A 23,550-nucleotide genomic window follows, 5' to 3' on the forward strand; every position below is an offset into this window, starting at 1 on the left:
GGCATCGTCCTCGTATCCTGGAGGTCTCACCAGGGGAGGTGCGCCGTGCGAGACGTGCTCGACGAGCTGGAGACGTTGTGGTCGGCCGGCCGGCCGTTCGGGATGGCGCGAGTGGTGCGCACGTGGCGCAGCGCGCCGCGGGCCGCCGGCGCGACGATGGCGGTGGGCCCGGACGGCGCGGCGTTCGGCAGCGTATCCGGCGGCTGTGTCGAAGGAGCCGTGTACGAGCTGGCCGGCCGGGTCAGCGAGACCGGACAACCGGTGCTGCAGCGCTACGGGGTGAGCGACGACGACGCCGCGGCGGTGGGCCTGACCTGCGGCGGCGTGCTCGACGTGCTGGTCGAGGCGGTCGACGCCGAGTCGTACCCCGAGTTCGGTGCCGTGGTCGAGTCCGTACGCACCGGTGAGCCGGTGGCGGTCGCCACGGTCATCGAGGTCGACGGCTCCGGCCCGACGGCGGAGGGCGAGTTCGCCGGCGAGCAGCCGGCCGAGCTCGGCCGCCGGCTGGTGGTGTGGCCGGACCGCAGGTCCGGTTCGATCGGGTCGGACCGGCTGGACGACGCGGTCACCGACGACGTACGCGGCATGCTCGCCGCCGGCACCACCGACGTGCTGCGGCTGGGCAGGCACGGCGAGCGCCGTGCGGACGACCTGATGATCTTCGTGCAGTCGATGGCACCGAAGCCGCGGATGGTCGTCTTCGGCGCCATCGACTTCGCCGCGAGCATGGCGCGGATGGGGTCGTTCCTCGGCTTCCGGGTGACGGTGTGTGACGCGCGGGGGGTGTTCGCGACCAAGCGCAGGTTCCCGGACGCCGACGAGGTGGTGGTCGAGTGGCCGCACCGCTACCTCGAACGCGAGCTGCACGAGGGCACCCTGGACCAGCGCACGGTCGTCTGCGTGCTCACCCACGACCCGAAGTTCGACGTGCCGCTGCTGCAGGTCGCGCTCCAGACCCCGGCGGCGTACATCGGCGCGATGGGGTCGCGCCGTACGCACGACGACCGGATGGCGCGGCTGCGGGAGGCGGGGGTCGCCGAGAGCGACCTGGCGCGGATCTCGTCGCCGATCGGGCTGGACGTGGGTGCACGTACCCCGGAGGAGACCGCGGTGTCCATCGCGGCGGAGATCGTACAGACCCGGTGGGGTGGCACCGGTGCCCGGCTGGCCCAGCTCAGCGGGCCGATCCACAAGGACGCCACCGGGTTGACGGTGCGGGCCGACCCTTGACCGCAGGCGCGGTCGCGGGCCTGGTGCTCGCCGCCGGGGCCGGCCGCAGGTTCGGTGGGCCGAAGGCGCTTGCGTTGCTCGACGGCGAACGGCTGGTCGACCGCGCCGCCGCCACGTTGCGCGCCGCGGACTGCGCACCGGTGGTCGTCGTCGAGGGAGCCGCCTCGCTCGGCGACGTGCCCGGTGCGACCACCGTGCACGCGCAGCGGTGGCGCGACGGCATGGGCGCCTCGCTGCAGGCCGGTCTCGCCGCGCTGCCCGACGACGCGGCTGCCTGCGTAGTACTCCTCGTCGACACACCGTGGCTGACGTCCACCGCCGTACGCGCCGTGATCGCCGACTGGCACTCGGCGGCGCCAACGGCCGCCGCGGCCATCGCCACCTACGAAGGTCGCCGCGGCCACCCCGTGCTGCTGGCACGCAAGATCTGGCCGGCCGTCGCCCACCTCGCCACCGGCGACGAGGGAGCCAGAGCATGGCTACGCGCCCACCCGGACCAGGTGCACGAGGTCCCCTGCACCGGCCTAGCCGACCCCCGCGACGTCGACGTCCCGACCCCGGGCATCACCGCCCCCTGACGCTGCGCGGGGTCAGGTGAGGGGTGGGGTGCGTTCGGCGAGGGTGTTTACTGCGGCGGTGAAGCAGGTGGCTGGTGGGCGTACCAGGCCGGCGCCTACCTGGCCGGTGCCGGCTACTCGGCCGGCGATGCCGGTGTTCACGCTCGGTAGGACGTTCGTACGTACGACGGCGACTGCGTCGATGCCTGTCGGGGTGCCGCGGAAGCCGAGCACCGGTACTTGGTACGTGGTGTGCTCGGCGACGGTGATCTCGTACATCGCCTTCGTTGCGGTGAGGGCGTCGTCGGCGGAGCCGCCGACGAATCGGACGATTGCGGGGGCGGCGGCCATCGCGAAGCCGCCGAGGCCTGCGGTCTCGGTGATCGTGGAGTCGCCGATGTCCGGGTTGGCGTCGTCGGGTCCGTAGCCGGCCAGGTAGAGGCCGTCGGGTACGTCGGCCGGTGCGGTGAACCAGGTGTCGCCGGTGCCGGACAGCTGCACGCCGAAGTCGGTGCCGTTGCGGGCCATGGCGACCACGAGCGACGACCCCTCGACGCCGCGGGCGGCGTCCGCGGCCAGCTTGCCCGCGGGCATCACCAGGTTGAGGAAGAAGTGGTCGTTGCCGTTCGCGAACCGACCGACCTCGGCGACGTCCGCGGCACCGAGGCCGGCGGGCAGCTGATCGGCGGCGACGGCGTCCATCAGCTCCGGCAGCAGCTCGCGGACGAACAGCATGGTGCCTGCCCGGTTGCGGTTGTGCCCCTCGTCGCCCATGTGCAGTGCTTGCGCGATGATGCCGCGGACGTCGACGGGACCGTCGCGGTCGGCGCGGCGGCGTACGGCCGTCTGCAGCAGCGGGCCGAGCACGCGCGCCATCCAGTGCAGCCGGTCGACGACCTCGGGACCGTACGCGCCGTACCGCAGCACCTTGCCGAGGCCCTCGTTCAGCGTGCAGTACGCCTGGCCGCCGTGCGTCGGGTCGCGCAGCACGAAGCCCCACATCGACGGCGTGATGAGGCCGGCCATCGGGCCGACGGCGCCGAGCTGGTGGCACGGCCGCAGGTCGTAGCCCCGGCCGGACGCCAGCATCCGTTCTGCTTCCTCGGCGTCGGCGGCCATGCCCTCGTACAACACTGCACCGATGAGGGCGCCGCGCATCGGACCGGACGCGCGCGCCCAGTCGATCGGCGGGCCGGCATGGCAGAACTGGCCGCGGTCGAGGCCGAGTACGTCGCGGGCCGGCAGTACGTCGACGAGCTCGGCGCCCGCCGCGAGCAGCCGGCCGGCCGCGGTGGCGTTCGCGTCGTCGCGGCGGCGGTCGGCGAGCACCCGCGCAAGCGCCGCCGGGTCGGTGCCGGGCAGCGGTGGCCGCCAGTCGGTGCGGCTCACCCGGACCTCTTGGCATTCCAGCGCATCGGCGAGCAGGTCGAGGCCGGTGTTGACCACGCGAGGGGCGTCGTCGAGCAGGCCGCCGGGCGGCCGTCGGTCGGAGTCGGTGGACATGGTCAGCTCACCAGGGTGACGGCGTGCCGCGCGGCGGCCGCGTTGGACAGGTGGACGTGGGCGCCGGCGTCGGCCAGCGTGCGGGCCTGCCGGTCGAGGTTCTGCTCGTCGCCGCGGCTGCCGGTCAGCGAGATCACCACGTTCGCCGCCGCCTCCGCGACGGCCGGCGCCAGCTCACCGGCCGGGTCGGGGTGGCTGCCGTAGCCGAGCACGACGTCGGCCAGCACCGCGCCGACGGACGGGTCACCGGCGGCCCGGACGAACTCCTCGGTGCGCAGCGTGGGGTCGATCATCGGGTGGGCACGGCCGCGGGTGTACTCGTCGGCGCCGAAGTCGGTCATCGCGAACCGGTCGGCGGGTAGGCTCGCCGCGGCGACGGTCGCCGCCTCGCCGCACAACGTGCCGCCACAGAACAGCCCGCGCAACGCGCTGCCCGGTCGCGCGGTCAGCTCGTTCACCGGTCGCCACTGCGGCCACTGCGGTACGGGGCGGCCGAGCGACCGGAGCACCCGCTCGGCGACCGCCGTGAGGTCGTCGTGCGCCTGGCCGACCGGTGCCCACAGCACCGCCTGCTCGCGTGCCTGTGTCAGCTCGGTGAGCTGCCCGAGCACGGTGCCGTCGGGCGGTTTCGTCACGACGACGGTCAGCTCGGTGAGGTTGTCGGCGAGCAGTGCGTCGAGCGCCTGCCTGGTGGCGAGCCCACCCACCTCGGCGGACAGGTCGCGGCCGCCCACACCGAGCACGTGCCGCACCCCGCAGCCCGCCTCGGCGAGCAGGCAGGTCAGCTGCTGGGCGCCGGTTCCGGACGCCGCGACGAGCGACACCGGTCCAGGCTCGACCACGTTGGCGAAGCCGAACCCCACGGCGTCGATGACCGCGGTGCCGCAGTCCGGCCCCATCACGAGGAGGCCGCGTTCCGCGGCCTCCCGCTTGAGCGCGATCTCCTGCTCGAGCGGCACGTTGTCGCTGAACACCATGACGTTGCTGCCGGCGCGGAGGGCGTCCACGGCTTCGCCGTACGCGTACTCGCCCGGCACCGACACCACGGCGAGCTCGGCACCGGTACGGGCCACCGCCCCGGCCGTGGTGTGCGGGACGACCGCGACGCCGCTGCCGGTCGCGGGGACGCGGGCGGTGAGCAGCTCGGCGAGCCGTTCGACGGCGGTCGACATGGCGGCGTCCGGGTCCGCGTCGTCGTCGAAGCGGACGGCCACCACCAGGTCACCGGCGGCGGTGCCGGCCGGCACGTCGAAGCCGCGGTCGGCGAGCAGCTCGAGGTTGAGCTCGGTGCCCATCGCCACCTGAGCCTCGGCGACGGACGACAGCTCGGCCAGCGCGAGGCTCGCGGACATCAGGGTGACCGAGTCGTGGTACTCGCCGCGCCGGACCTCAACCCGGGTCCTCATGTTTCACCGCTCCTCGGTAGACACGGTGTCACTGACCCTTGCCGTAACCATGTCCATGGCTGCATCCTGCCATCTTGCGCGCCGACGCGCCGGTACTGTCCTGGCAAGGAGGATCCGATGGCGTTCGGGTGGAAACTGCACGGCGACGGCAAGAAACTCGAGGTGGGCGAGGTCGTCGCGCCCGACGAGCGGCTGTCGTGGGGCCGGACGGTGGGCCTGGGCGCCCAGCACGTCGTCGCCATGTTCGGTGCCACTTTCGTCTTCCCCCTCGTGATGGGTTTGAACCCTCAGCTCGCGGTGATGATGAGCGGGGTGGCGACCATCCTGTTCCTGCTCATCGTCAAGGGCAAGGTGCCGAGCTACCTGGGTACGTCGGCGTCGTTCGTCGGTGGCGTGGCGGCGATCCGTGCCCAGGAGGGCACCAGCGCCCAGGTGACGGGCGCGATCCTTGTGGCCGGGCTGATCCTCGCCGTGGTCGGTGTGCTCATCCACTTCCTCGGCGCGCGGATCATCAACAAGATCCTGCCGCCGGTGGTCACCGGCGCGGTGGTCATGCTGATCGGGTTCAACCTCGCTCCCGTGGTCGCGGACATCTACTGGCCGCAGGACCAGTGGATCGCGCTGCTCGTCATGGTTGCCGTGTTCCTGATGAGCGTCGGGCTGCGGGGCTTCCTCGGCCGCATCTCCATCTTCCTCGGCTTGGTGTTCGGCTACGTGCTCTCCTGGGTGTTCGACCTGGTGTTCGGCCAGATCACCTCCTACGACGCCGCGGCGGAGAAGGTCACCACGCACTCGCGGGTGAGTTGGGAGAACGTCCAAGCGGCGGACTGGTTCGGCCTACCGCCGCGCACCGGCACGATCGGCCCGGACGGCGCCGCACTCGTCGGCTGGCACCTGCCGGACATCAAGTGGACGTTCGTCCTGCTGGTCATCCCCGCGGTCATCGCCCTGATCGCGGAGAACGCCGGGCACGTGAAGGCCGTCGCCGAGATAACGCGCACCGACCTCGACCCGGTCATGGGCCGCGCGATCGGCGCGGACGGCGTGGCCACCGCGCTCACCTCGTTCGTCGGCGGGTCCCCGACGACGACGTACGCGGAGAACATCGGGGTGATGGCGGCGACACGGGTGTACTCGACGGCGGCGTACTACGTGGCGGCGATCGTGGCCATCCTGTTCGGCTTCTCGCCGAAGTTCGGTGCGATCATCTCGGCCACACCCGGCGGGGTGCTCGGCGGCATCACTGTCGTGCTGTACGGCATGATCGGGCTGCTCGGCGCGAAGATCTGGCGGGAGAACCGGGTCGACTTCGGCAACCCGGTCAACCTGGTGCCGGTCGCGGCCGGCCTGATCCTCGCGATCGGCGACACCGCGCTGCGGTTCTCCAGCCAGTTCCAGCTCTCCGGCATCGCGCTCGGCACCATCGTGGTGATCGTCTTCTACCACTTCGCCAGGCTGATCGCTCCCCGCCACCTCGTGCATGCGGCCGACGGCAAGGAGCCGGTGAAGGAATGAAGCCGGCACTGTTCACGTACCACCGGCCGAGCACGGTCGCCGACGCCGTGGCGACGCTGGCCGAGGTCGGTGCGGACGGCAAGGTGCTCGCCGGCGGCCAGAGCCTGGTGCCGCTGCTGTCCATGCGGCTGGCGGCACCTGAGCACATCGTGGACATCGGGGCGCTGCCCGCGCTCGACGGCGTCGACGTGACGCCGCACGAGGTGCGGGTGGGTGCGCTCGTGCGGCACACCGACCTCGAGCAGCACGCTGGGGCGTATGAGGTGCTGCCCCTGTTGCGGCAGGCGTTGACGTACGTCGCGCATCCGACGATCCGCAACCGCGGCACCGTCGTCGGCAGCCTCTGCCATGCGGACTCGGCCGCCGAGCTACCCGCGGTGCTGGCGTTGCTCGACGGGCACCTGGTGGCCACCTCGACGCGGGGCGAGCGGCAGGTGTCGGCGGCAGAACTGTACCTGGGCCCGCTGCAGACGTCGCTGCACGACGACGAGCTGGTGACCGCCGCGGTGTTCCCTGTGCCGACCAGCCGGGTCGGTACGGCCGTCGTCGAAGTGGCCAGGCGCAACGGCGACTACGCGGTCTGCGGTGTGGTGGCGATGGTCCGCCGTGGTGCGGACGGCGACATCGAACGTGCCCGCGCCGCGTACGTCTCCGTGACGGCCGTGCCGCGGGTGCTCGACCTCACCGCGGTCGCCGCTGGCGGTGACTGGTCGGCGGCGGGGGAGCACGCGAAGGAGCAGCTCGCCTGTAGCGGCGACATCCACGCGTCCGCGGAGTACCGTCGACACCTGGTCGGCGTGCTCACCGGCAAGGCGCTCGCCGAAGCCGGAGAGGCGGCCGGATGACGGAGCAGCAGCTGCCGGTCACGTTGCGGGTAAACGGGGTGCGGCACGACCGCACCGTGCCGGTGCGGATGCTGCTCTCCGACGCGCTGCGCCACGAGCTCCGACTCACCGGCACACACGTGGGTTGCGAGCACGGCGTCTGCGGTGCGTGCACGGTGCTTGTCGACGGCCGACCGGCGCGTTCGTGCCTGCTGTTGGCGGTGAGCGTCGACGGGCACGAGATCACTACGGTGGAAGGCCTCGCCGGCGCCGACGGCTCCATGAGTGCGGTGCAGCAGGCGTTCCGCGACTGCCACGGACTGCAGTGCGGCTTCTGCACGCCGGGTTTCCTCACGACCATCTCGGCGTTCCTCGACGGCAACCCGTCGCCGACGGAGACCGAGGCGCGGGAGGCGATCAGCGGGAACCTCTGCCGCTGCACCGGTTACGAGAACATCGTGCGGTCCGTGCTCCGCGCGGCCGAGCTGATGCGGGAGGGGGCGGCGAGTGACACAGATGTTCGGTGAGGCCGTCCCGCGGCTGGAGGACCCGCGGCTGCTGACGGGCGCCGGCAGGTTCCTCGACGACCTCGGGCACGACGCGCTGGCGGCCGCGTTCGTCCGCAGCCCGCATGCGCACGCGCGCATCACGGACATCGACGTGACCGAGGCGCTCGACGCCGACGGCGTGGTCGCCGTCTACACCTACGACGACCTCGTCGCGGACACCGCCACCCGGGTCGCGGAGCCGCTGCCGGTGCTGATCCCGCACCCGGCACTGCATTCGCCGCGCACGCCGTACCCGCTGGCGAAGGACGAGGTGAACCACGTCGGCGAGGCCGTCGCCATGGTGATCGCCCGCGACCGCTACCTCGCCGAGGACGCCTGCGACCGCATCCAGGTCTCGTACGACCCGCTGCCACCCGTCGTGGGTATAGAGAACGCGAGGGCCGCCGACCAACTGGTGCACGCGGACGTGCCGGAGAACACTGCCGGGCACCTGGTGCAGGACAACGGCGACGTCGACGCCGCGCTGGCCGCCGCGCCGCACCTGCTCGACCTGACCCTGGAGGTCGAGCGCAGTGCGTCCACACCGTTGGAGGGCAAGGGAGTCTACGCGCGGTGGGACGTCGCCGACCAGGAGCTGCGCGTGTACACGTCGACGCAGGCGTCCACCTCCGTGCGCGCAGCCGTGGCGGCGAAGCTGAACCTGCCGCTGGCCAAGGTGGAGTGCATCGCGCCGGACGTCGGCGGCGCGTTCGGCGTGAAGATCGTGCACCCGTGGCCGGAGGAGGTGCTCGTGCCGTGGGCCGCGCGCAAGCTCGGCGAGCTCGGCTACCCGGCCGAGGTGAAGTGGGCGGAGGACCGCCATGAGCACTTCGTGTCCAGCGCGCACGAACGCGGCCAGCTGCAGGACATCCAGGTAGGTTTCGACGACGACGGCCGGATCCTCGCCCTGGACGTGCGCATCTGGCACGACAACGGTGCCTACACGCCGTACGGTCTGATCGTGCCGATCGTGACGTCGACACAGCTGCTCGGGCCGTACAAGCCCGCCGCGTACCGGTGCGAGTTCTGGTCGCTCTATACGAACACCGTGCTCGTCACGCCGTACCGCGGTGCCGGCAGGCCGCAGGGCGTGTTCGCCATGGAGCGCACCATGGACGCCATCGCCGTGCAGCTCGGCCTGGACCGTGCCGAGGTGCGGTCGCGCAACTTCATCCAGCCCGACGAGATGCCGTACGACCACGGCCTGACGTTCCAGGACGGGCGTCCGCTGATCTACGACTCCGGCGACTACCCGGCCGGCCTGGCCAAGCTGAAGGAGCTGGTCGGGTGGGACGACTTCGAGAAGTACAGGGAGCAGGCCCGCGCGCAGGGACGCCGGGTCGGCATCGGCCTCGCCTGTTACGTCGAGGGCACCGGCGTCGGGCCGTACGAGGGCGGCCACGTGCAGGTGGAGACCTCGGGCAAGGTGAAGGTCGCCACCGGTCTCACCAGCCAGGGGCAGGGGCACCTCACCTCGTTCGCGCAGATCGCCGCCGACGAGTTGGGCGTGCGGCTCGAGGACGTGGAGGTGACCACGGGCGACACCAGGCGGTTCGCGTACGCCGTCGGCACGTTCGCCTCACGCGCCGCGGTGATGAGCGGGTCGGCCATCGCGCTGGCCGCGCGCAAGGTGCGGGAGAAGGCGCTGCGGATCGCCGGTGAGGCACTGGAGGTCGACCCGGGCGACCTGACGATCGCCGACGGGGTCGTGCAGGTCAAGGGCGATCCGCAGGCGAGCATCCCGCTGGCCAGCGTCGCTGTACTGAGCAACCCGCTGCGGTACGCGTTCGACGAGAACGCAGCGGCAGCAACGCAGTTCGCCTCGACCGACGTCAGCAAGCCACCGGTCGCCGAAGGTGACGCGCCCGGCCTGGAGGGCACGGACTTCTACTCGCCGGCCCGGTCGACGTTCGCGTCCGGCATGCACGCCGCCATCGTGGAGACCGACCCGCAGACGGCGGAGATCAAGATCCTGCGCTACTGCGTGGTGCACGACTGCGGCCGGTTGATCAACCCGAGGATCGTGGAGGGGCAGATCCACGGCGGGGTCGCTCAGGGCATCGCGGGGGCGCTGTACGAGCGGATGGAGTACGACGAGAACGGCCAGCTGCTCAACGCCTCGTTCATGGACTTCCTCATGCCGTACGCGTCGGAGCTGCCTGCGACGATCGAGATCGACCACCTGGAGACGCCGTCGCCGCTCAACCCGTTGGGCATCAAGGGCGCAGGCGAGGCGGGGGTGATCCCCTCGGCGGCGCTGTTCGCCGCCGCGATCGAGGACGCCGAGGGCATCCGCATCACGAAGATGCCGCTGAGCCCCAGCGAGCTGTTCGGCCTGCGGGCGGAGGCGCAGGCATGAAGATGACGGGGAGCGCGTCGCTGCGTGCGGAGCCGGCACGTGTGTTCGCTGCGCTGCAGGACCCCGAGGTACTGGCCGAGGCCGTACCCGGCTGCGAACAGCTCGAGCCGACCGGCGACGGCAGGTACCGGCTCGCCGTGACCGGCACGCTGGCGTCGGTCACCGGCACGTACGACGGCGAGGTGCGGCTGGACGTGCAGCCGCCTGAGCTGCTGTCGGTGCAGGGCCGGCTCAGCGGTGCTCCTGGTGCCGTCGATGGAACCGTACTGATGGTCCTCGCGGCAGCCGAGGACGGTGGCACCGAGCTCAGCTACGACGTGGACGTGACCGTCGCAGGGATGCTGGCGGGCGTCGGGCAGCGGCTGCTGCTGAGCGCGGTGCGTCGGGTGCTTGCGGAGTTCTACGCGGGGATCGACCAGGCCGTGTCCGGCGCCGCCGAGCGTACGAGCGCGGCCGCTGTAACACCGCAGGCGTCCGGCACGGTATACCCGACGGCAGCTCGCGAACGTGGCCGACCGGATGCCGGCGCACTGCTGCTCGCAGCGGCCGCAGGCGCGGTGATCGCGCTCGTGGGTGTCGGCATCGGGCGGCGATTGCGTAGGCTGGCAGCGCGCTGACGTCCCTGCACATCGACCGGCCGGCAGGTGAGTGACGATGTTCAACCCGGTGAGTCTGGACGGTGCGGCTCTCGGCGACAGCTGGGTACTCGACATCGACGTGCGGCCCGGCGAGGTCGTCTTCGAACTCGACCTGGTGCTGCTGCCCGGCCACCCCGCCTACGAGCCGCCGGAGCCGGGCGAGGAGTACTGCTACCGGCGTGCGTCCCTGCGGTTCGGCGGCCTGCGTGAGGTCACCTGGCGGCTCGGCGACTCCCCGCCGTGGGAGGACCCCGAGGACGAGCTCGACTACGGCAACATCGACACCCTGCGAACCGACGGCGAGGTCTACGAACTCGACGGCGACTGGGGCGCCATGCGACTGGTAGCCGACCCACCACTGGTCGACCTGCAGTGACGCGGCGCCGCGCCGGCTACCGCAGCTGCGTGCTCTCCCGTTGCACGAGCTGGAAGTCGACGAGTACCTCGCGGGAGTCCGTCCCCCGCTTTCCTGCGAGCCGCCGGACGAGCAGGTCGATCGCCGTGGTGGCTATGCGCTCCTTATCCGGTGAGATCGTGGTGAGCGTCGGGTTGGAGTACGTGCTTTCCTCGATGTCGTCGAAGCCGACGACTGCAACGTCGTCGGGGACGCGCAAGCCACGGCGGCGCAGCGTGTAGAGGGCGCCGAGAGCCACCAGGTCGTTGAAGCAGACGACGGCATCAGGCGGCTCCGGCAGGTCGAGCAGCTCGTCCATCGCCCGCACGCCCTCCATCCTGTGCAGTCGGCGAGTAGGTACCACCAGCTGGTCGTCGACCGGCAGGCCCGCGTCCTTCAGCGCGGACTGGTGACCCTCGAGGCGCAGCGCGCCCGTGCCGACGCGCCGCTCCACCTGGCTGCCGATGGCGGCGATGCGGGTGCGGCCCAGCCGCACGAGATGGCCGGTGGCGAGCCTGGCCGCAGCGATGTTGTCGAACGCGACGTGGTCGGTGGTCGCGGGGTGTTCCCGCTCACCGAGCAGCACCATGGGCGTCTCGCTCGATGCCGCCGCTATCTCCTCCGCGCCCAGGGCCAACGGGCTGAAGATCAGCCCGTCGATCACGTTGTCCCGCAGACCGCTGGCGATCTGCCGCTCCCGGTCGACCAACCCGTCCGTCTGGTCGATGAGGATGGTGAAGTCGTGCTCCTCCGCCGCCCTCGTGATGTGCCTGGCAAGCTCGCCGAAGTACGGCACGGCGAGGTCGGGCAACGCCAGGGCAATGACCTTCGTACGGCCGGTACGCAGCGACCTGGCCGACACGTTGGGCACGTAGTTGAGCTCGGTGATCGCGGCGAGCACCTTGGCGCGCATCTCCGGTGAGACGTGCTCGTACCCGTTGACGACGTTCGACACCGTCTTGGCCGACACGCCGGCCAGCTTGGCGACGTCGCTCATCCGCGGCCGCATCGTCGACCTCCCCTCCTGGCCGCAATGCTAGGCCGCCGCCGTCGATTCCCGGTGTGGGCGGTCACCGCGCGGGGTCCAGCCGCAGCAGCGTCACCGAGTGTGCGGGGAAGGTGTGGTCGAACGCGGTGCTGCCCACCTGTCGCTCGCTGCGTTCGATGCGGACGTCGTCCGGATGGTCGAGGTTGTTGAAGCTGGTGAAGTCCTCGCCGGCCACAGTGCTTGCGGTGACGGTGCCGGTGTGCGTGAAACCACCGGGCACCACGGTGACGTCCGCGGCCCGGGTCGACATCCGGTTCACGACGAGGACGTTCAGCTGCCCATCCCTGTCCACGGTCGTGGTGCCGACCAGGCCGTCGTACGAGCTGCCGAGATCGGTGGGGTCCGTACTCACCTGCGGGTTGCCGACCAGCTGGTGCGGCACGACCTTGCCACCGCCGGTCAGGAACGGCTGCAGCTGTTGCCGGACAACGGCTTCCGACGTGTACGCGAAACCCGGCGCGCCACCGAGCACCGCGCGCAGACCCTGTGGCTCCTCCGCCACGAGGGTGTTGCCCTCTGCCCACGGCAGGCCGAGCTCGCTCCACCTCGCCCACTGCGACGCCATGTACAGGGCGTGCGACATCGCGGTGTTCCAGCTGGGGTAGGCGGAGGCGTCGTGCGGCCCGAAGAACAGGGCACCGAACTCCGTCGTGGTGATGTAGCTGCCCTTGCCTCCGTACCTGCGTACGTCCTTGCGGGCCTGCCGTACCAACTCGGTGGCGTTCGCCTCGCCGAGCATGTGCCAGTCATGACCCTGTTGTGCGGACTCCAGTGCGTCGCCGAAGTCCCGCCGGAAGTTCGTGTACGGGTGGATGACGAGGCCGTCGTAGGCATTGCGCTCGCCGCGGTCGGCCATCAGCTCGGGGAACGACCTGTCGCCGAGCCCGCTCTGGCTGGTGATCGGCGCCCAGGTCGCGAGCACGTCGATGTCCGGGTCGACCTTCTTCATCGCCGCGGCGAAGTCGACGAACCCGGCGTGCGGGCCGGAGTCGTAGTCGGCGGTGACCTGTGCACCCTCGGGCGGTATCCGGCCGTGCGTGCCGTCGCCGAAGGCGACCCTGCCGGTGCGCGGGTCGAACGTGTAGACCTCGTCGTCGGGCCCGGCCCCTTCCAGGTCGTCGACGGCGCGCCACTTCTCGCCGTCGACGTAGACGGCCTGACTGTCCTCGACGACCGGCGGGTAGTGCACCTGGAAGCTGGAGTCCGCAGAGCCGTTGCTGTACGACGCCGAGTCGCGGTGGTCGCATGCGGTGCCCACCGGCTGGTCGAGCTGTCGCTGGGTGCCGCCGAACGCGTACTGCTGCATGGCCTCGCTCGGCGACGAGCTCATCCAGTAGCGCTGTTCGGGACGGTCGTGCTCGTTGCCGACCTCCCAGTGCTCGACGCCGTACGGTTTGCGGTGACCGTTGGCCGCCCGTAGGTCGGCCCAGGCGACACCACCGCGCGGGTTCGTGCCCGCGGGCGCGTTCATGTACTCGACCCAGTCGGCTGCGTCCGCCGGCGTCTCGTTGGCGAACGGGACCATGATCGACGCTCGCGCACCGGTCTCACCGGTGAACGTCATGTGCTCGTCGGGTCCGTACCGGCTGTCGCGCGGCGTGCCGTTGCCGCCGTCGACCTGGCATTCGCGGTCGTCGAGCGGGCCTACGGCCCGCTTCCAGTCGAAGAGGTTGGCCTGCGTACCACCGGGATAGCGGATCGAGCTGACGCCCGCGCGCGCCGTCTTCTCGACGGCGTCGGGGACGCCGTGGCCGGCCTCCGGATCCCACAGCCCGAGCGAGTCGTCGTGCCACCGGTTGTTGTTCACGCCGCCGAGCAGTACCGACGCCGGGTGTTTGGCCCCGGTCGTGTCGATGCGTAGCACGGTGCCCTCGTCGGCAGCCGCTTGGACCGGAACCGTTGCCGTTGCTGCCAGTAGGGCAGTCACGGCAACGAAGGCGTACCGTCGTAGCCCGTTCATGAGTCTCCTCCGGCACCGGTGTCCGAGTCACTGATCCGCCGAGCGGCGGTCCTGCTCGCGTCGATCTCCTCCGCTGGCACAGCGGCAGCGGGACGGCCGATGATGGCGCGAAGGCGCTCGATGGGCAGCTTCGGTTCGCGGTCCTCGGTGAGCAGCCCGTTGCGTTCCTGCTCGGTGTCGGTCAGCTGCGTGTAGCAGAAGCCGGCTATCTCGGCGCTGTCGAGCACGGCGTCGACGAGGTCCGCGAGCTGGCTCTCGTACTCCTCGACGGAGCTGACGGTCCCGTAGCCGAACCAGTGCTCGCCGGGCTCTGGTGCGTAGCTGAGCCCACCGAACTCGGAGAGGATGACCGGCTGGCCGCGGTACTCCGGCTCGCCGAGCAGCACCCTGCGCCGGGTGGGGCGACGTTCCCGCAGCGTCCTGGTGAGGGCCGCCTCGCTGCCGTACCGTTCCCGCAGCGCGTCTCCACGTACGGCGTAGTCGTGGACCGACCAGATGTCGCTCTCCGTGTGCTCCCAACCGTCGTTCGAGATGACCGGCCGGGTGGGGTCGATGGCCTTGGTGAGCTGGTAGAGCGCCGTCGCGTAGTGCCGTTGGGCCGGTACCTCAGCGAGATGGCGCACTCCCCAGCTCTCGTTGAACGGCACCCAGGTGACGACGCACGGGTGACTGCGGTCGCGACGTACGACGTCGAGCCACTCGCGCACGAGCCGGTCCACGGTCGCCGGCTCGAACTCGAAGGCGCTCGGCATCTCCTCCCACACCAGCAGCCCGATGCGGTCGCACCAGTAGAGGAAGCGGGGATCCTCGATCTTCTGGTGGATGCGCATGCCGTTGAAGCCGAGCTGCTTCACCAGCTCCACCTCCCTGCGCAGCGCGTCCGCGCTCGGTGCCGCGAGGTGCGACTGTGGCCAGTAACCCTGCTCGAGCACCAGCCGCGGGTACGCCTGCTGGCCGTTGAGGAGGAAGCGTCCGTCTCCGATGCCCACCGTGCGCAGACCGACGTACGACGCGACGTCGTCGATCACGTCGTCGGCGTCCAGGAGCGTGACGGACGCGTCGAGCAGCGTCGGGTGGTCGGGGGACCACAGCAACTTCGCCAGGTCCTCGGCGTTGCGCGCGGCGGCGATCGCCACGTCGCCGCGGTGGTATGCGCCGGTCACCAGCTCGGTGTGCTCGGCGAGCAGCCCTTCGCCCAGCCGCAGCCGGATGCGCAGCCGCAGCGGCCGACTCGGGTGCTCGGACAACCGCACCTCCACCCCGACCCTTGCGTTGGCGGGGTCCGGCGTCCAGTGCAGCTCGTCGACATGGATCGCCGGCACGTCCTCCAGCCAGACCGGCTGCCAGATGCCGGTCGTCCTGCGGTACCAGATGCCGTGCGGCTCGGCCGCCCAGGTCTGCTTGCCACGCGGCTGGGTGACGTCGTCCGGCCGGTCCTCCACGCAGACCACGACCGTCTGGTCGCCGGTGTCGACGAGGGCCTGGGTCACGTCGAACCTGAACGGTGTGTGCCCACCTTCGTGGCTGCCGACGTACTGGCCGTTGACCCAGACCCGTGCGCGGTAGTCGACGGCGCCGAAGTGCAGCAGCGTCCGGTGGTCCGCGGCCGGTCGTGGCGTGGTGAAGCTGCGGCGGTACCAGACGACGGCGGGCGTGTCCGGCTCGTGCACACCGGACAGCTTCGACTCCGGTGGGTAGGGCACGGTGATGGTCCGGTCGAACGGTTCGGCCTCGGCGAACCAGCGCTCGGTGAGCCCGACGTCGTTCCTGTCGAAAGCGAACTGCCACTCACCGCAGATGTCCAGCCAGTCCGTACGGACCAGCTGTGGTCGCGGATGGGTATTCGTCTCGGTCACCTCGGGCTCCCTCTCCATCACCAGTCGGACAATCGGCCGCGGTGGCGGTCCTCGGTGCCGACGAGGACGTCCAGCAGCTGCTCGTGCAACACCGTGCGCACTTCCCTGCAGGTGTCGTCGTCCCACCTGTTGACGAGCTCGGCCGGGTCGGCGACCAGGTCGTAGAGCTCGCCGGTGCGCTCCCGTGCGGTGGCAGGTTCACCGTGGTGCACGACGAGCTTCCACCGGTCGTGACGCAGCATGGTGACGTGCACCGGCGGGTCGTAGGCGTGACCGCTGTTCCGGTACTCGCACAGCGCCCAGTCGCGCCATGTCATGTCGTCGCCGCGGGCCAACGGGAGCAGGCTCCGCCCCTGATCGCCGGTCAGCGGCGCGACGCCGGCGGCGTCCAGCAGCGTCGACGGCAGGTCGACCCACTGCACCAGCTCGGCGCGGCGCTCGCCACGAGGAAGCTTGCCCGGCCAGCTGAGGACGAGCGGTACGCGCACCGCGCACTCGTACATCATCGGTCCCTTGAGCATCAGCTGGTGGTCGCCGAGCATCTCGCCGTGGTCACTGGTGAACACCACGAGCGTGTCGTCGGCGAGCCCTTCCTTCTCCAGCGCGCCGAGGATCCGCCCGACCTCGTCGTCGATCAGCGTGACCATGCCGTAGTAGGCCGCTCGTGCGTACCTCAGCTCCTCGGCGGTGTACTCGGTATAGCCCTTGGCGTGACCGCCGTACGACTTCTCCGAGGCTGCACGCAGGATCGCCGGCTTGCCGGTGAGCTCACCGTCTTCGGTGTTCACCGGTGGCAGCGGGGCGTGCAGGTACCTGTCGACGTACTCCTTGGGTGCCTCGAAGTCGTGGTGCGGGTCGAAGAAGTTGGTCACGAAGCAGAACGGCTTGCTCGTGTCGCGCGCTGACCGCAGGAAGTCGATGGTCTCGTCGGCGATCCACCTGCTGTAGTGGGCTTCCGTGGGCATCGCGTCGAACGTGACGGACGAGTCGGGGTCGCTTGCTTCCGCGTAGAGGTCGGGTCGCCGTGACTTGAGCCAGCGGTGGTACTGGTTCTCCGACGAGCCCGGGTACGGGTCGTGTGCCCACCGGTAGACCCGGAACCCGTCGTCCAGCCGCGGCTCCATCCGGCCGCGCTGGCAGGCACCGAGGTGGAACTTGCCGACCAGCCCGCAGTCGTAGCCGGCGTCGGCGAGCTTCCTGGTGAACAGCTCGTGGTGTGGTTCGATGTCCACACCGTTCGCCCAGAGGCCGTGCGAATGGACGTACTTGCCGGTCATCAGGCTCGCCCGCGACGGCGCGCAGACCGGGCTCTGGACGTAGCAGTTCTCGAAGAGCACACCGCCGGCCGCGAGCCGGTCGATGTTGGGCGTGGCGATGTGCGGGTTGCCGTAGCAGCCGAGCGCGTCGAAGCGTTGCTGGTCGGTGCAGATGAGCAGGATGTTCGTCATGACTTGATGGCTCCGGCAATCCCGTCGAAGAAGTAGCGCTGCAGGAAGAGGAAGAGCAGGACGATGGGTACCAGCGAGATGGTTGCGGCGGCGGCCATCCCCGGCCAGTCCACGGAGCTCTCGCCGACGAACGCCTGCATGCCGACGCTCAGGGTACGTAGCTCCGGCCGGCTGAACGTGAACACCAGTGGCACGAGGAAGGCGTTCCAGCTCGCGAGGAACGTGAGTACGGTGACCGTTGCCGTGACCGGCCCGGCGAGCGGCAACATCACCCGGACGAAGACCGTGATGAACCCGGCGCCGTCAATGATGGCGGCTTCCTCGAGCTCGCGTGGGATGTTGCGGAAGTAGCCGGCGTACAGCAGCACAGCCGCGACGTGTCCGCCGCCGCTGAGCGCGATGATCATGCCGCCCAACGAGTTCAGCATTCCGAGCCTGTTGGTCAGCTCGACGACCGGGATGATGGTGAACCCGGCGGGCACGAACAGGGTGCCGACGAGCACGACGACGACCAGCTTCTTGCCGAGGAAGCTGTACCTGGCGATCACGTAACCGGTCATGGCGCACCGGATCACGACGATGACGACCGTCGCGAGCGTCACGACGATTGTGTTGAACAGGTACGTGCCGAAGTTGGCGTCCGTCCAGGCCCGTTGGTAGTTCTCCCACTGCAGTGTCTTCGGGATCAGGCTGAGGCCGGAGCTGAACACCTCGAGTGGATCCTTCAACGAGGCGGCGAGCACCCACGCGAACGGATACACCCAGAACAGGCAGACGACGGTGAGGCCGGCGGTCGCGATCCACAGCGGTAGTCGTAAGCGGAGCTTGCTCATCTCTGCTCACCCACCGAGCTGCGTGCCGCGCGGATGCCGAGGTACTGCACGACCGCGACGACGAGCATGACGAGCCCGAAGACGACGGCGGCGGCCGACGCGAAGCCCAACCGCGGAACGCTCGCCGTGAACGCCCACCGGTAGATGTAGATCTCGATGACCTCGGTGGCGTACATCGGCCCGCCATTCGTCATGGTGAGCATCAGGTCGAAGATCTGCAGGTTCTGCTCCACCGTCAGCAACGTGATGATGACGAGGAACGGTGTCAGCATCGGCAGGCTCACATGCCGGAAGACCTGCCAGCCGTTGGCGCCGTCGACGCGTGCTGCCTCGTGCAGCTCACGCGGGATGGTCTGTAGTGCGGCCAGCCAGTAGATCATCGTCACGCCGAGCCACTTCCACGTGTGGACACCCATCACCGTCCACAGCGCGGTGCTCGATGAGCCGAGGAAGTCGATGCCCTGGCTGGCGATGTCCGCCTTCATGAGAGCCAGGTTCACCGGCCCGCTCGCCGGGTCGAAGATGAACTGCATCACCACGCCCACGATGGCCGTAGTGGTGACGACGGGGAGGAAGAACGCGGTGCGGAACAGCCGTACGAACGGCAGCCGCGGGTGGTTCAGCACGACGGCGATGAGTAGCGACGCCCCGACCCGCAGCGGAACGGTGATCACCATGAACAACCCGGTGATCTTCAGCGTGTTCCAGAACAGTGGGTCGGCGAAGACCTCGCGGTAGTTCGCGATCCCGACGAACTTCTTGTCCGCGTCGAACCCGTTCCAGTCCAGCAGTGAGTACCAGTAGCTCGCGAGGATCGGCCACAGCGTGTAGAGGCCGTACAGCACCGCCGTGGGCAGCAGGAAGAAGTACAGCCACCGGTCACCCCATAGCCGCCGGCCGAGCCGTTGCCGGCCGTGTGTCGACGGTGCCCGGGTCTCGCCGGTGCGTTGCAGCGTCGCGGTCATGTGACCTGCCTGATCACCAGGTCACGATCCTGGCTTGGTGACGTAATCGCTACCGCGCTTCCAGTCGGCGAACCTCCAGTCGTCCACGCCGACGCCGCTGCCGACGGACTTGATCGTCTTGTCGCGTTCTGCGGTGAGCTTGTCGGAGAGCTTCTTCAAGGCGCCTTGCCAGTCGGCGAGCTCACCGGTGACCGCTCCCTGGACGATCTCGCCGAGCGTCGGCTGGACCGGGTTCATCGCGCTGGCGACCTCGATGGTCTTGGGGTTGCGCACCGAGAGGCTGGGGCCGTTGAAGACCTGCTCGTTGAACAGCTCGACCGACCGTTCGTACGTCGGGTGCACGTCGGCGTCCGCCAACACCTTCGAGTTGAGTGGCGGTTGGTCCATCGCCTCCGCCAGCCCGCGCTGGCCGTCGTCCTCGATGAACTTGGCGATCAACGCGCTGGCGGCGTCCACGTGCTTGCTCTTGCCGGAGATCCAGAAGGAGAGCGCCGCGTTCGCGGGCACCCCGCAGAGCGCGACCTGCTGCCTGTCGTCGGGCACCGGGATCGAGCCGACCCCGACCTTGCCGGCGAACTGCTTGAACTCCGCGTTGAGCACGCCGATGTTGTACGAGCCGTCAAAGAACGTGCCGGCGATGCCGGTCGCCCAGCGCGCACGGGCCGTGCGTGCATCCAGTGAGGTGGACGCGGGGAACAGCACCTTGTCGCGTTTCATGGCGATCCAGAACTCGATGGCGTCCACGAACGGTTGCGTGTGGTACGCGTACTCGCCGGTGCGCAGGTCGATGCCGCCGTCCGGCGGGACGCCGCCGCTGATGGGTGCGCCCGCTGCGGCGGCCATCTGTAGGATCTGCATCTCCAGGCGTAGCACCATCTTCAGCGGTGCGATCCATCCGGAGATGCCGTCCCCGCCAGCCTTCTGTATCGCCCTGGCACCCGCCCGGATGTCGTCGTACGTGGTCGGCGGGTCATCGGGGTCGAGGTCGGCCTTCGCGTAGAGGTCCTTGTTGAACCAGTTCAAGGTGTCGTGCGAGCGGAAGCTGAAGATCGGCATCGCGTAGAGCTTGCCGTCGAAGACGTTCTTCCCCTCCACCCGCGAGCTGTCGGGTAGCAACTTCTCGTGTTCCCCGTCGAGCTCGATCGGGGAGAACCAGCCCTGCTTCTCGAGCCTGGCTGGTGGCAGCTCCACCCCGACGAGCGTGAACACGTCGGGCAACTGCTTGCTCTGCCAGGCGAGCTGCAGTGCCTTGCCCTGGTTCTCCGGGTTCTGCACCTCGTACTCCACCGGCATGCCGCCGTCTTCCTTGGCGAATGCGGCGAACAGCTTCTTCTCGAACGAGGAGATCGGTTGGAACTGGTCCCACCAGCGGAGGGTGCCGGCCTGTTCGCGCGCCTCCTGGCTGGGCGCCGTGTTACAGCCGCCGAGCAGCACGCCCCCGGTAACGAGCCCCGTCAGTTGCAGGAATCCACGCCGGTCCACAGTGCTCATAGGTCCTCCTTGACCTACTCGGCTGCCATCTAGCCGACAAGTGGGAGCAGTTGTAGCCCAGATTTACCACGATGTAAACCCCGATGCCTCCTGGGTTACTACGCTGCGACCCGGCCGGTCCTGGCGCTCGGCCACGCTGAGCTGGGAAACCGCTGCATGGACGGGGTTGTGTCCGCGCCCGGCGGATGCACAGAGTAGGCGAGCCTGGAGCCGCAAGGCCGTACATCGATGTAAACCCGGCCGCACCGGTCAGGGTGCGACCGCTCTCGCGACGGCGGCGAGCCACGGCCGCCCCGGGCCCTCCAGGACGCACCGGGCGAACAGCCAGTGCCGAAGACGCACGGGATCCAGGCCGAGGAGGGCGGCCAGGCGCCGGCCGAAGCCGAGCGGGTCGGCCACCAGCCGGTCCGGCGAGTTGAGCATGTGCTGCAGCGCGTCGTACGTAGGGTCCCCGGCGTGCGGCTTCGGGTCGATGGCCAGCCATGGCTCGCGCGTGCTGGCGAGGACGTTGCCGGGGTGCAGGTCGGTGTGGAGCAGCACCTCGTCGGTGGCCGACGCGGGCAGCTCACGGAACAGGGCGACGCCGGCACGGGCGAGGCCGGGGTCGCCGGCGACTCGTTCCTCGAAGTCGTCCGCCCAACGGGCGCACATGTCGCTGAGCGGCTGGTAGCGATGAGCCGCCGGTTCGATCCACAGCCGGCGGAGCACGCCAGCGAGCACGGCGTCCTGGGCGGCCGCGGGCAGCGCGTCCCGCAGCAGGGTGCCAGGCTCGCAGCGTTCGAGCAGCAGCACGTTGCTGTCGCCAACGACCCGGCTGCGCACCAGCCGCACCGCGCCGCGGCCGTCCCAGTCCGCGAGCGCCTCGGCCTCGTGCCGCGCCTCCGGGTGCCGGTGGGCGATCTTCAGCGCCAGCGGTCTGCCGGCACCGTCCCGCGCCGGCGCCGTCCACGAGGTCGCGCCTCCCGGCTGGTACGGCCGGCCCACCGTCAACGCCCAGCTCGCCGCGACGTCGGCGAGGAGGGCGGGCAGGCTCGCCACCCACGCGCCGAGGGGTGCGTTGCCCACCAGTTCCGCGACGAGGTTCTCGGGCAGCTCGAGCTGAGACATGGCAGGTGGGATTCTGGCCGTCCGATGAGTTCGGGGCTGCGGCAGGGTCTGTACGTCCGGTACGTCAGCTCGACCGGAAGGGACTCGGGAAGTTGCTCATCATTGCGGGATCGGTCGTGTTCGCCGATCAGGCGGACAGGGACCGCTTCGTGGCGGCGCACGCCGATCTGGTCGCCAGGGCACGGGCCGCGCCGGGCTGCCTGGACATCGCCATCAGTGCCGACGTGCTCGACCGGCGCCGGGCGAACAACTACGAGCGCTGGGAGGACGTCGAGCGCTCGACCGGTGGCGGCAGCAGGCGAACGCGCCCGACCTCGGCCACCTGATGGTCGACGTCGACGTCATGCGGTACGACATCAGCGACGTCCGGCCGCCGTTCGACTGAGATGCTGCTTGACCCTGACACCGTGTCAGGCCGTAGACCGGAGGAGTCATGTTCAGTATCGGAGACTTCGCCAGACACGGTCGGGTGTCGGTGCGCATGCTGCGGCACTACGACGCGCTCGGGCTGCTCGAGCCCGCGTACGTGGACCCGGTCACCGGCTACCGCTCGTACGACGCGGCCCAGCTGACGCTGTTGAACAGGATCGTCGCGCTGAAGGACCTGGGGTTCACCCTGGACCAGGTGCGGTCGATCCTCGACGACAAGGTGAGCGTGGCGGAGCTGCGCGGCATGCTGCGGCTGCGGCGTAGCGAGCTGCAGACGCAGCTCGCGGTGGACACCGCACGGCTGACCCAGGTCGAGGCGAGGCTCCGGACCATAGAGACGGAGGGTGTCGTGCCGGTCGACGAGGTGCAGGTGAAGAGGATTCCCGCGGTGCGGGTCGCGGAGCTCACGGCGACGGCCGCGAGCTTCGAACCGTCCGCCATCGGGCCGGTGATCCGCCCGTTGTACGAGCAGCTGTGCACGCTGCTCGACCGCGCGGGCGTACGCCCGACAGGCCCGGGGATCGCCTACTACGAGGAGGCGGCCGACGGTGGCGTGCTGGTCCACGCGGGCCTGCCGGTCGACGTCGACCGTACGGACGGGTACGAGTTCGACGTGGTCGACCTGCCCGCCATCGAGCAGGCGGCCACCGTCATACACGAGGGCTCGATGGACGACGTGATGAAGACGATCCAGACGCTCGCCCGCTGGATCGACGACAACGGCTACCGTTCCGCCGGCTACAACAGGGAGCTGTACATCTCCACCGGCGAGGACACGAGCACCTGGGTCACCGAGCTGCAGGAGCCGGTGGGCGAGGTCTGAGCGGTCAGCCGTCCACGGCCTGCCGGGCGGCGTCCGCCACCCGGTTCCGGTAGTCGTCCCACCAGCTCTGGTCGCCCGGGGCCAGGTTGTCGACGTCCGCGCGCAGGCCGGCTGAGCCGTCGATGAGCTCACGGACGATGTCCGCGTGGCCGGCGTGCCGGTGCGTCTCGGCGATGACGTGCACGAGGATCTGGTGCAGCGTGACGTCGCCGCGCTCGGCCGGCCAGTGCGGTATGTGGCCGGGCGCGTCCAGGTCCAGCTCGTCGATGGTGGAGTCGGCGTGCCGGCAGGCGCGGCGGTACAGCTCGACGAGCTGCGCCCTCGACTCGTCCGGCTTCGCCCACATGTCCACGTTCGGCTCCGGGTCTTCGAGCCACGGCAGCGGCTCGGCGAACGGGCGGCCGAACGGCTCGCCGAAGTAGCCGGCCTCCACACCCGTCAGGTGCTTGACCAGCCCGAGCAGGTTGGTGGCTGTGGGTGTCAGCGGGCGGCGGATGTCGTACTCGGAGAGGCCGTCGAGTTTCCAGAGCAGCACGTCACGAGCGATCTGTAGGTAGCGCTTCAGGTGTGCCTTCTGGTCGGTTGCCGTCATGGGGCGAGCCTGCCACAGTCTTGG

The 23,550-nt window shown here is 70.0% G+C and carries 20 protein-coding genes and 1 pseudogene; 10 read left to right on the forward strand and 11 right to left on the reverse strand.

Annotated elements, in window-relative coordinates; genetic code table 11:
* The first annotated feature begins 45 nt into the window (after positions 1–45).
* Together GEV07_05430 and GEV07_05435 are read left to right on the forward strand one after the other, a co-directional pair.
* Positions 46–1,230 (forward strand): XshC-Cox1 family protein, encoded by a 1,185-nt coding sequence (locus tag GEV07_05430; protein MQA02176.1) that lies wholly within the window; start codon positions 46–48, stop codon positions 1,228–1,230.
* Entirely contained in the window at positions 1,227–1,808 is a 582-nt protein-coding gene (locus GEV07_05435; GenBank protein ID MQA02177.1) for an NTP transferase domain-containing protein, read from the forward strand. Before GEV07_05430 ends, GEV07_05435 begins: the two co-directional genes overlap by 4 nt.
* 12 nt (positions 1,809–1,820) lie before the next feature.
* Here the strand turns inward: GEV07_05435 and GEV07_05440 are convergent, their stop codons facing one another.
* Positions 1,821–3,290 (reverse strand): DUF1116 domain-containing protein, encoded by a 1,470-nt coding sequence (locus GEV07_05440; GenBank protein MQA02178.1) that lies wholly within the window; start codon positions 3,288–3,290, stop codon positions 1,821–1,823.
* A 2-nt stretch (positions 3,291–3,292) separates the two neighbouring features.
* Positions 3,293–4,696: an FdrA family protein gene (locus tag GEV07_05445; GenBank protein ID MQA02179.1), complete on the reverse strand. Its 1,404-nt coding sequence runs from the start codon at positions 4,694–4,696 to the stop codon at positions 3,293–3,295.
* A 117-nt stretch (positions 4,697–4,813) separates the two neighbouring features.
* Between GEV07_05445 and GEV07_05450 the strand changes: the two genes are divergently transcribed.
* From GEV07_05450 to GEV07_05475, 6 genes are read left to right on the forward strand one after another with little or no spacing between them, the layout of a single operon-like run.
* Complete coding sequence (locus tag GEV07_05450; protein ID MQA02180.1) at positions 4,814–6,211, forward strand: nitrate reductase; 1,398 nt, start codon at positions 4,814–4,816, stop codon at positions 6,209–6,211.
* Complete coding sequence (locus GEV07_05455) at positions 6,208–7,056, forward strand: xanthine dehydrogenase family protein subunit M (GenBank protein ID MQA02181.1); 849 nt, start codon at positions 6,208–6,210, stop codon at positions 7,054–7,056. The genes GEV07_05450 and GEV07_05455 overlap by 4 nt, the downstream gene beginning before the upstream one ends.
* Positions 7,053–7,562 carry a 2Fe-2S iron-sulfur cluster binding domain-containing protein gene (locus tag GEV07_05460; GenBank protein ID MQA02182.1) on the forward strand — a complete coding sequence of 170 codons (510 nt, stop codon included), beginning with the start codon at positions 7,053–7,055 and terminating at the stop codon, positions 7,560–7,562. The genes GEV07_05455 and GEV07_05460 overlap by 4 nt, the downstream gene beginning before the upstream one ends.
* Positions 7,552–9,942 carry a molybdopterin-dependent oxidoreductase gene (locus GEV07_05465; protein ID MQA02183.1) on the forward strand — a complete coding sequence of 797 codons (2,391 nt, stop codon included), beginning with the start codon at positions 7,552–7,554 and terminating at the stop codon, positions 9,940–9,942. Before GEV07_05460 ends, GEV07_05465 begins: the two co-directional genes overlap by 11 nt.
* Positions 9,939–10,559, forward strand: coding sequence for a carbon monoxide dehydrogenase (locus GEV07_05470; GenBank protein MQA02184.1), 621 nt, complete (start codon positions 9,939–9,941; stop codon positions 10,557–10,559). Before GEV07_05465 ends, GEV07_05470 begins: the two co-directional genes overlap by 4 nt.
* A 37-nt stretch (positions 10,560–10,596) precedes the next feature.
* Complete coding sequence (locus GEV07_05475; protein MQA02185.1) at positions 10,597–10,956, forward strand: hypothetical protein; 360 nt, start codon at positions 10,597–10,599, stop codon at positions 10,954–10,956.
* A gap of 16 nt (positions 10,957–10,972) precedes the next feature.
* Here GEV07_05475 and GEV07_05480 read toward each other — a convergent pair whose 3' ends face one another.
* The 8 genes from GEV07_05480 to GEV07_05515 all read right to left on the reverse strand — a co-directional run bounded on the left by GEV07_05480 (position 10,973) and on the right by GEV07_05515 (position 21,682).
* Positions 10,973–11,983: a LacI family DNA-binding transcriptional regulator gene (locus tag GEV07_05480; protein MQA02186.1), complete on the reverse strand. Its 1,011-nt coding sequence runs from the start codon at positions 11,981–11,983 to the stop codon at positions 10,973–10,975.
* A gap of 61 nt (positions 11,984–12,044) precedes the next feature.
* The gene (locus GEV07_05485; protein MQA02187.1) at positions 12,045–13,886 is read right to left on the reverse strand and encodes a hypothetical protein; all 1,842 of its coding nucleotides are present in this window, start codon (positions 13,884–13,886) and stop codon (positions 12,045–12,047) included.
* A gap of 92 nt (positions 13,887–13,978) precedes the next feature.
* Positions 13,979–15,856 (reverse strand): glycoside hydrolase family 2, encoded by a 1,878-nt coding sequence (locus tag GEV07_05490; GenBank protein MQA02188.1) that lies wholly within the window; start codon positions 15,854–15,856, stop codon positions 13,979–13,981.
* Complete coding sequence (locus tag GEV07_05495; protein ID MQA02189.1) at positions 15,856–17,286, reverse strand: sulfatase-like hydrolase/transferase; 1,431 nt, start codon at positions 17,284–17,286, stop codon at positions 15,856–15,858. The genes GEV07_05490 and GEV07_05495 overlap by 1 nt, the downstream gene beginning before the upstream one ends.
* The gene (locus GEV07_05500) at positions 17,283–18,119 is read right to left on the reverse strand and encodes an ABC transporter permease subunit (GenBank protein MQA02190.1); all 837 of its coding nucleotides are present in this window, start codon (positions 18,117–18,119) and stop codon (positions 17,283–17,285) included. The genes GEV07_05495 and GEV07_05500 overlap by 4 nt, the downstream gene beginning before the upstream one ends.
* Positions 18,116–19,084, reverse strand: a complete 969-nt coding sequence (locus GEV07_05505) for an ABC transporter permease subunit (protein ID MQA02191.1) — start codon at positions 19,082–19,084, stop codon at positions 18,116–18,118. The genes GEV07_05500 and GEV07_05505 overlap by 4 nt, the downstream gene beginning before the upstream one ends.
* A gap of 21 nt (positions 19,085–19,105) precedes the next feature.
* Positions 19,106–20,575, reverse strand: coding sequence for an extracellular solute-binding protein (locus tag GEV07_05510; protein MQA02192.1), 1,470 nt, complete (start codon positions 20,573–20,575; stop codon positions 19,106–19,108).
* Between the two features lie 249 nt (positions 20,576–20,824).
* Complete coding sequence (locus tag GEV07_05515; GenBank protein ID MQA02193.1) at positions 20,825–21,682, reverse strand: kinase; 858 nt, start codon at positions 21,680–21,682, stop codon at positions 20,825–20,827.
* A gap of 92 nt (positions 21,683–21,774) precedes the next feature.
* Here GEV07_05515 and GEV07_05520 point away from each other — a divergent pair.
* A pseudogene (locus GEV07_05520) lies at positions 21,775–22,067 on the forward strand (antibiotic biosynthesis monooxygenase).
* A 48-nt stretch (positions 22,068–22,115) separates the two neighbouring features.
* Entirely contained in the window at positions 22,116–22,934 is an 819-nt protein-coding gene (locus tag GEV07_05525) for a MerR family transcriptional regulator (protein ID MQA02194.1), read from the forward strand.
* Positions 22,935–22,938: 4 nt separating this feature from the next.
* Here the strand turns inward: GEV07_05525 and GEV07_05530 are convergent, their stop codons facing one another.
* Complete coding sequence (locus GEV07_05530) at positions 22,939–23,526, reverse strand: DUF664 domain-containing protein (GenBank protein ID MQA02195.1); 588 nt, start codon at positions 23,524–23,526, stop codon at positions 22,939–22,941.
* Between the last annotated feature and the right edge of the window lie 24 nt (positions 23,527–23,550).

The organism is Streptosporangiales bacterium, from assembly GCA_009379825.1.
Classification (GTDB): domain Bacteria; phylum Actinomycetota; class Actinomycetes; order Streptosporangiales; family WHST01; genus WHST01.

What these genes read in the sequence shown, in the direction of transcription:
- GEV07_05530 (MQA02195.1), bottom strand. Translation starts at nt 23,526, where the DNA reads ATGACGGCAACCGACCAGAAGGCACACCTGAAGCGCTACCTACAGATC.
- GEV07_05470 (MQA02184.1), top strand. Translation starts at nt 9,939, where the DNA reads ATGAAGATGACGGGGAGCGCGTCGCTGCGTGCGGAGCCGGCACGTGTG.
- GEV07_05475 (MQA02185.1), top strand. Translation starts at nt 10,597, where the DNA reads ATGTTCAACCCGGTGAGTCTGGACGGTGCGGCTCTCGGCGACAGCTGG.
- GEV07_05440 (MQA02178.1), bottom strand. Translation starts at nt 3,290, where the DNA reads ATGTCCACCGACTCCGACCGACGGCCGCCCGGCGGCCTGCTCGACGAC.
- GEV07_05515 (MQA02193.1), bottom strand. Translation starts at nt 21,682, where the DNA reads ATGTCTCAGCTCGAGCTGCCCGAGAACCTCGTCGCGGAACTGGTGGGC.
- GEV07_05450 (MQA02180.1), top strand. Translation starts at nt 4,814, where the DNA reads ATGGCGTTCGGGTGGAAACTGCACGGCGACGGCAAGAAACTCGAGGTG.
- GEV07_05445 (MQA02179.1), bottom strand. Translation starts at nt 4,696, where the DNA reads ATGAGGACCCGGGTTGAGGTCCGGCGCGGCGAGTACCACGACTCGGTC.
- GEV07_05500 (MQA02190.1), bottom strand. Translation starts at nt 18,119, where the DNA reads ATGAGCAAGCTCCGCTTACGACTACCGCTGTGGATCGCGACCGCCGGC.
- GEV07_05495 (MQA02189.1), bottom strand. Translation starts at nt 17,286, where the DNA reads ATGACGAACATCCTGCTCATCTGCACCGACCAGCAACGCTTCGACGCG.
- GEV07_05490 (MQA02188.1), bottom strand. Translation starts at nt 15,856, where the DNA reads ATGGAGAGGGAGCCCGAGGTGACCGAGACGAATACCCATCCGCGACCA.
- GEV07_05460 (MQA02182.1), top strand. Translation starts at nt 7,053, where the DNA reads ATGACGGAGCAGCAGCTGCCGGTCACGTTGCGGGTAAACGGGGTGCGG.
- GEV07_05480 (MQA02186.1), bottom strand. Translation starts at nt 11,983, where the DNA reads ATGCGGCCGCGGATGAGCGACGTCGCCAAGCTGGCCGGCGTGTCGGCC.
- GEV07_05465 (MQA02183.1), top strand. Translation starts at nt 7,552, where the DNA reads ATGTTCGGTGAGGCCGTCCCGCGGCTGGAGGACCCGCGGCTGCTGACG.
- GEV07_05505 (MQA02191.1), bottom strand. Translation starts at nt 19,084, where the DNA reads ATGACCGCGACGCTGCAACGCACCGGCGAGACCCGGGCACCGTCGACA.
- GEV07_05525 (MQA02194.1), top strand. Translation starts at nt 22,116, where the DNA reads ATGTTCAGTATCGGAGACTTCGCCAGACACGGTCGGGTGTCGGTGCGC.
- GEV07_05510 (MQA02192.1), bottom strand. Translation starts at nt 20,575, where the DNA reads ATGAGCACTGTGGACCGGCGTGGATTCCTGCAACTGACGGGGCTCGTT.
- GEV07_05455 (MQA02181.1), top strand. Translation starts at nt 6,208, where the DNA reads ATGAAGCCGGCACTGTTCACGTACCACCGGCCGAGCACGGTCGCCGAC.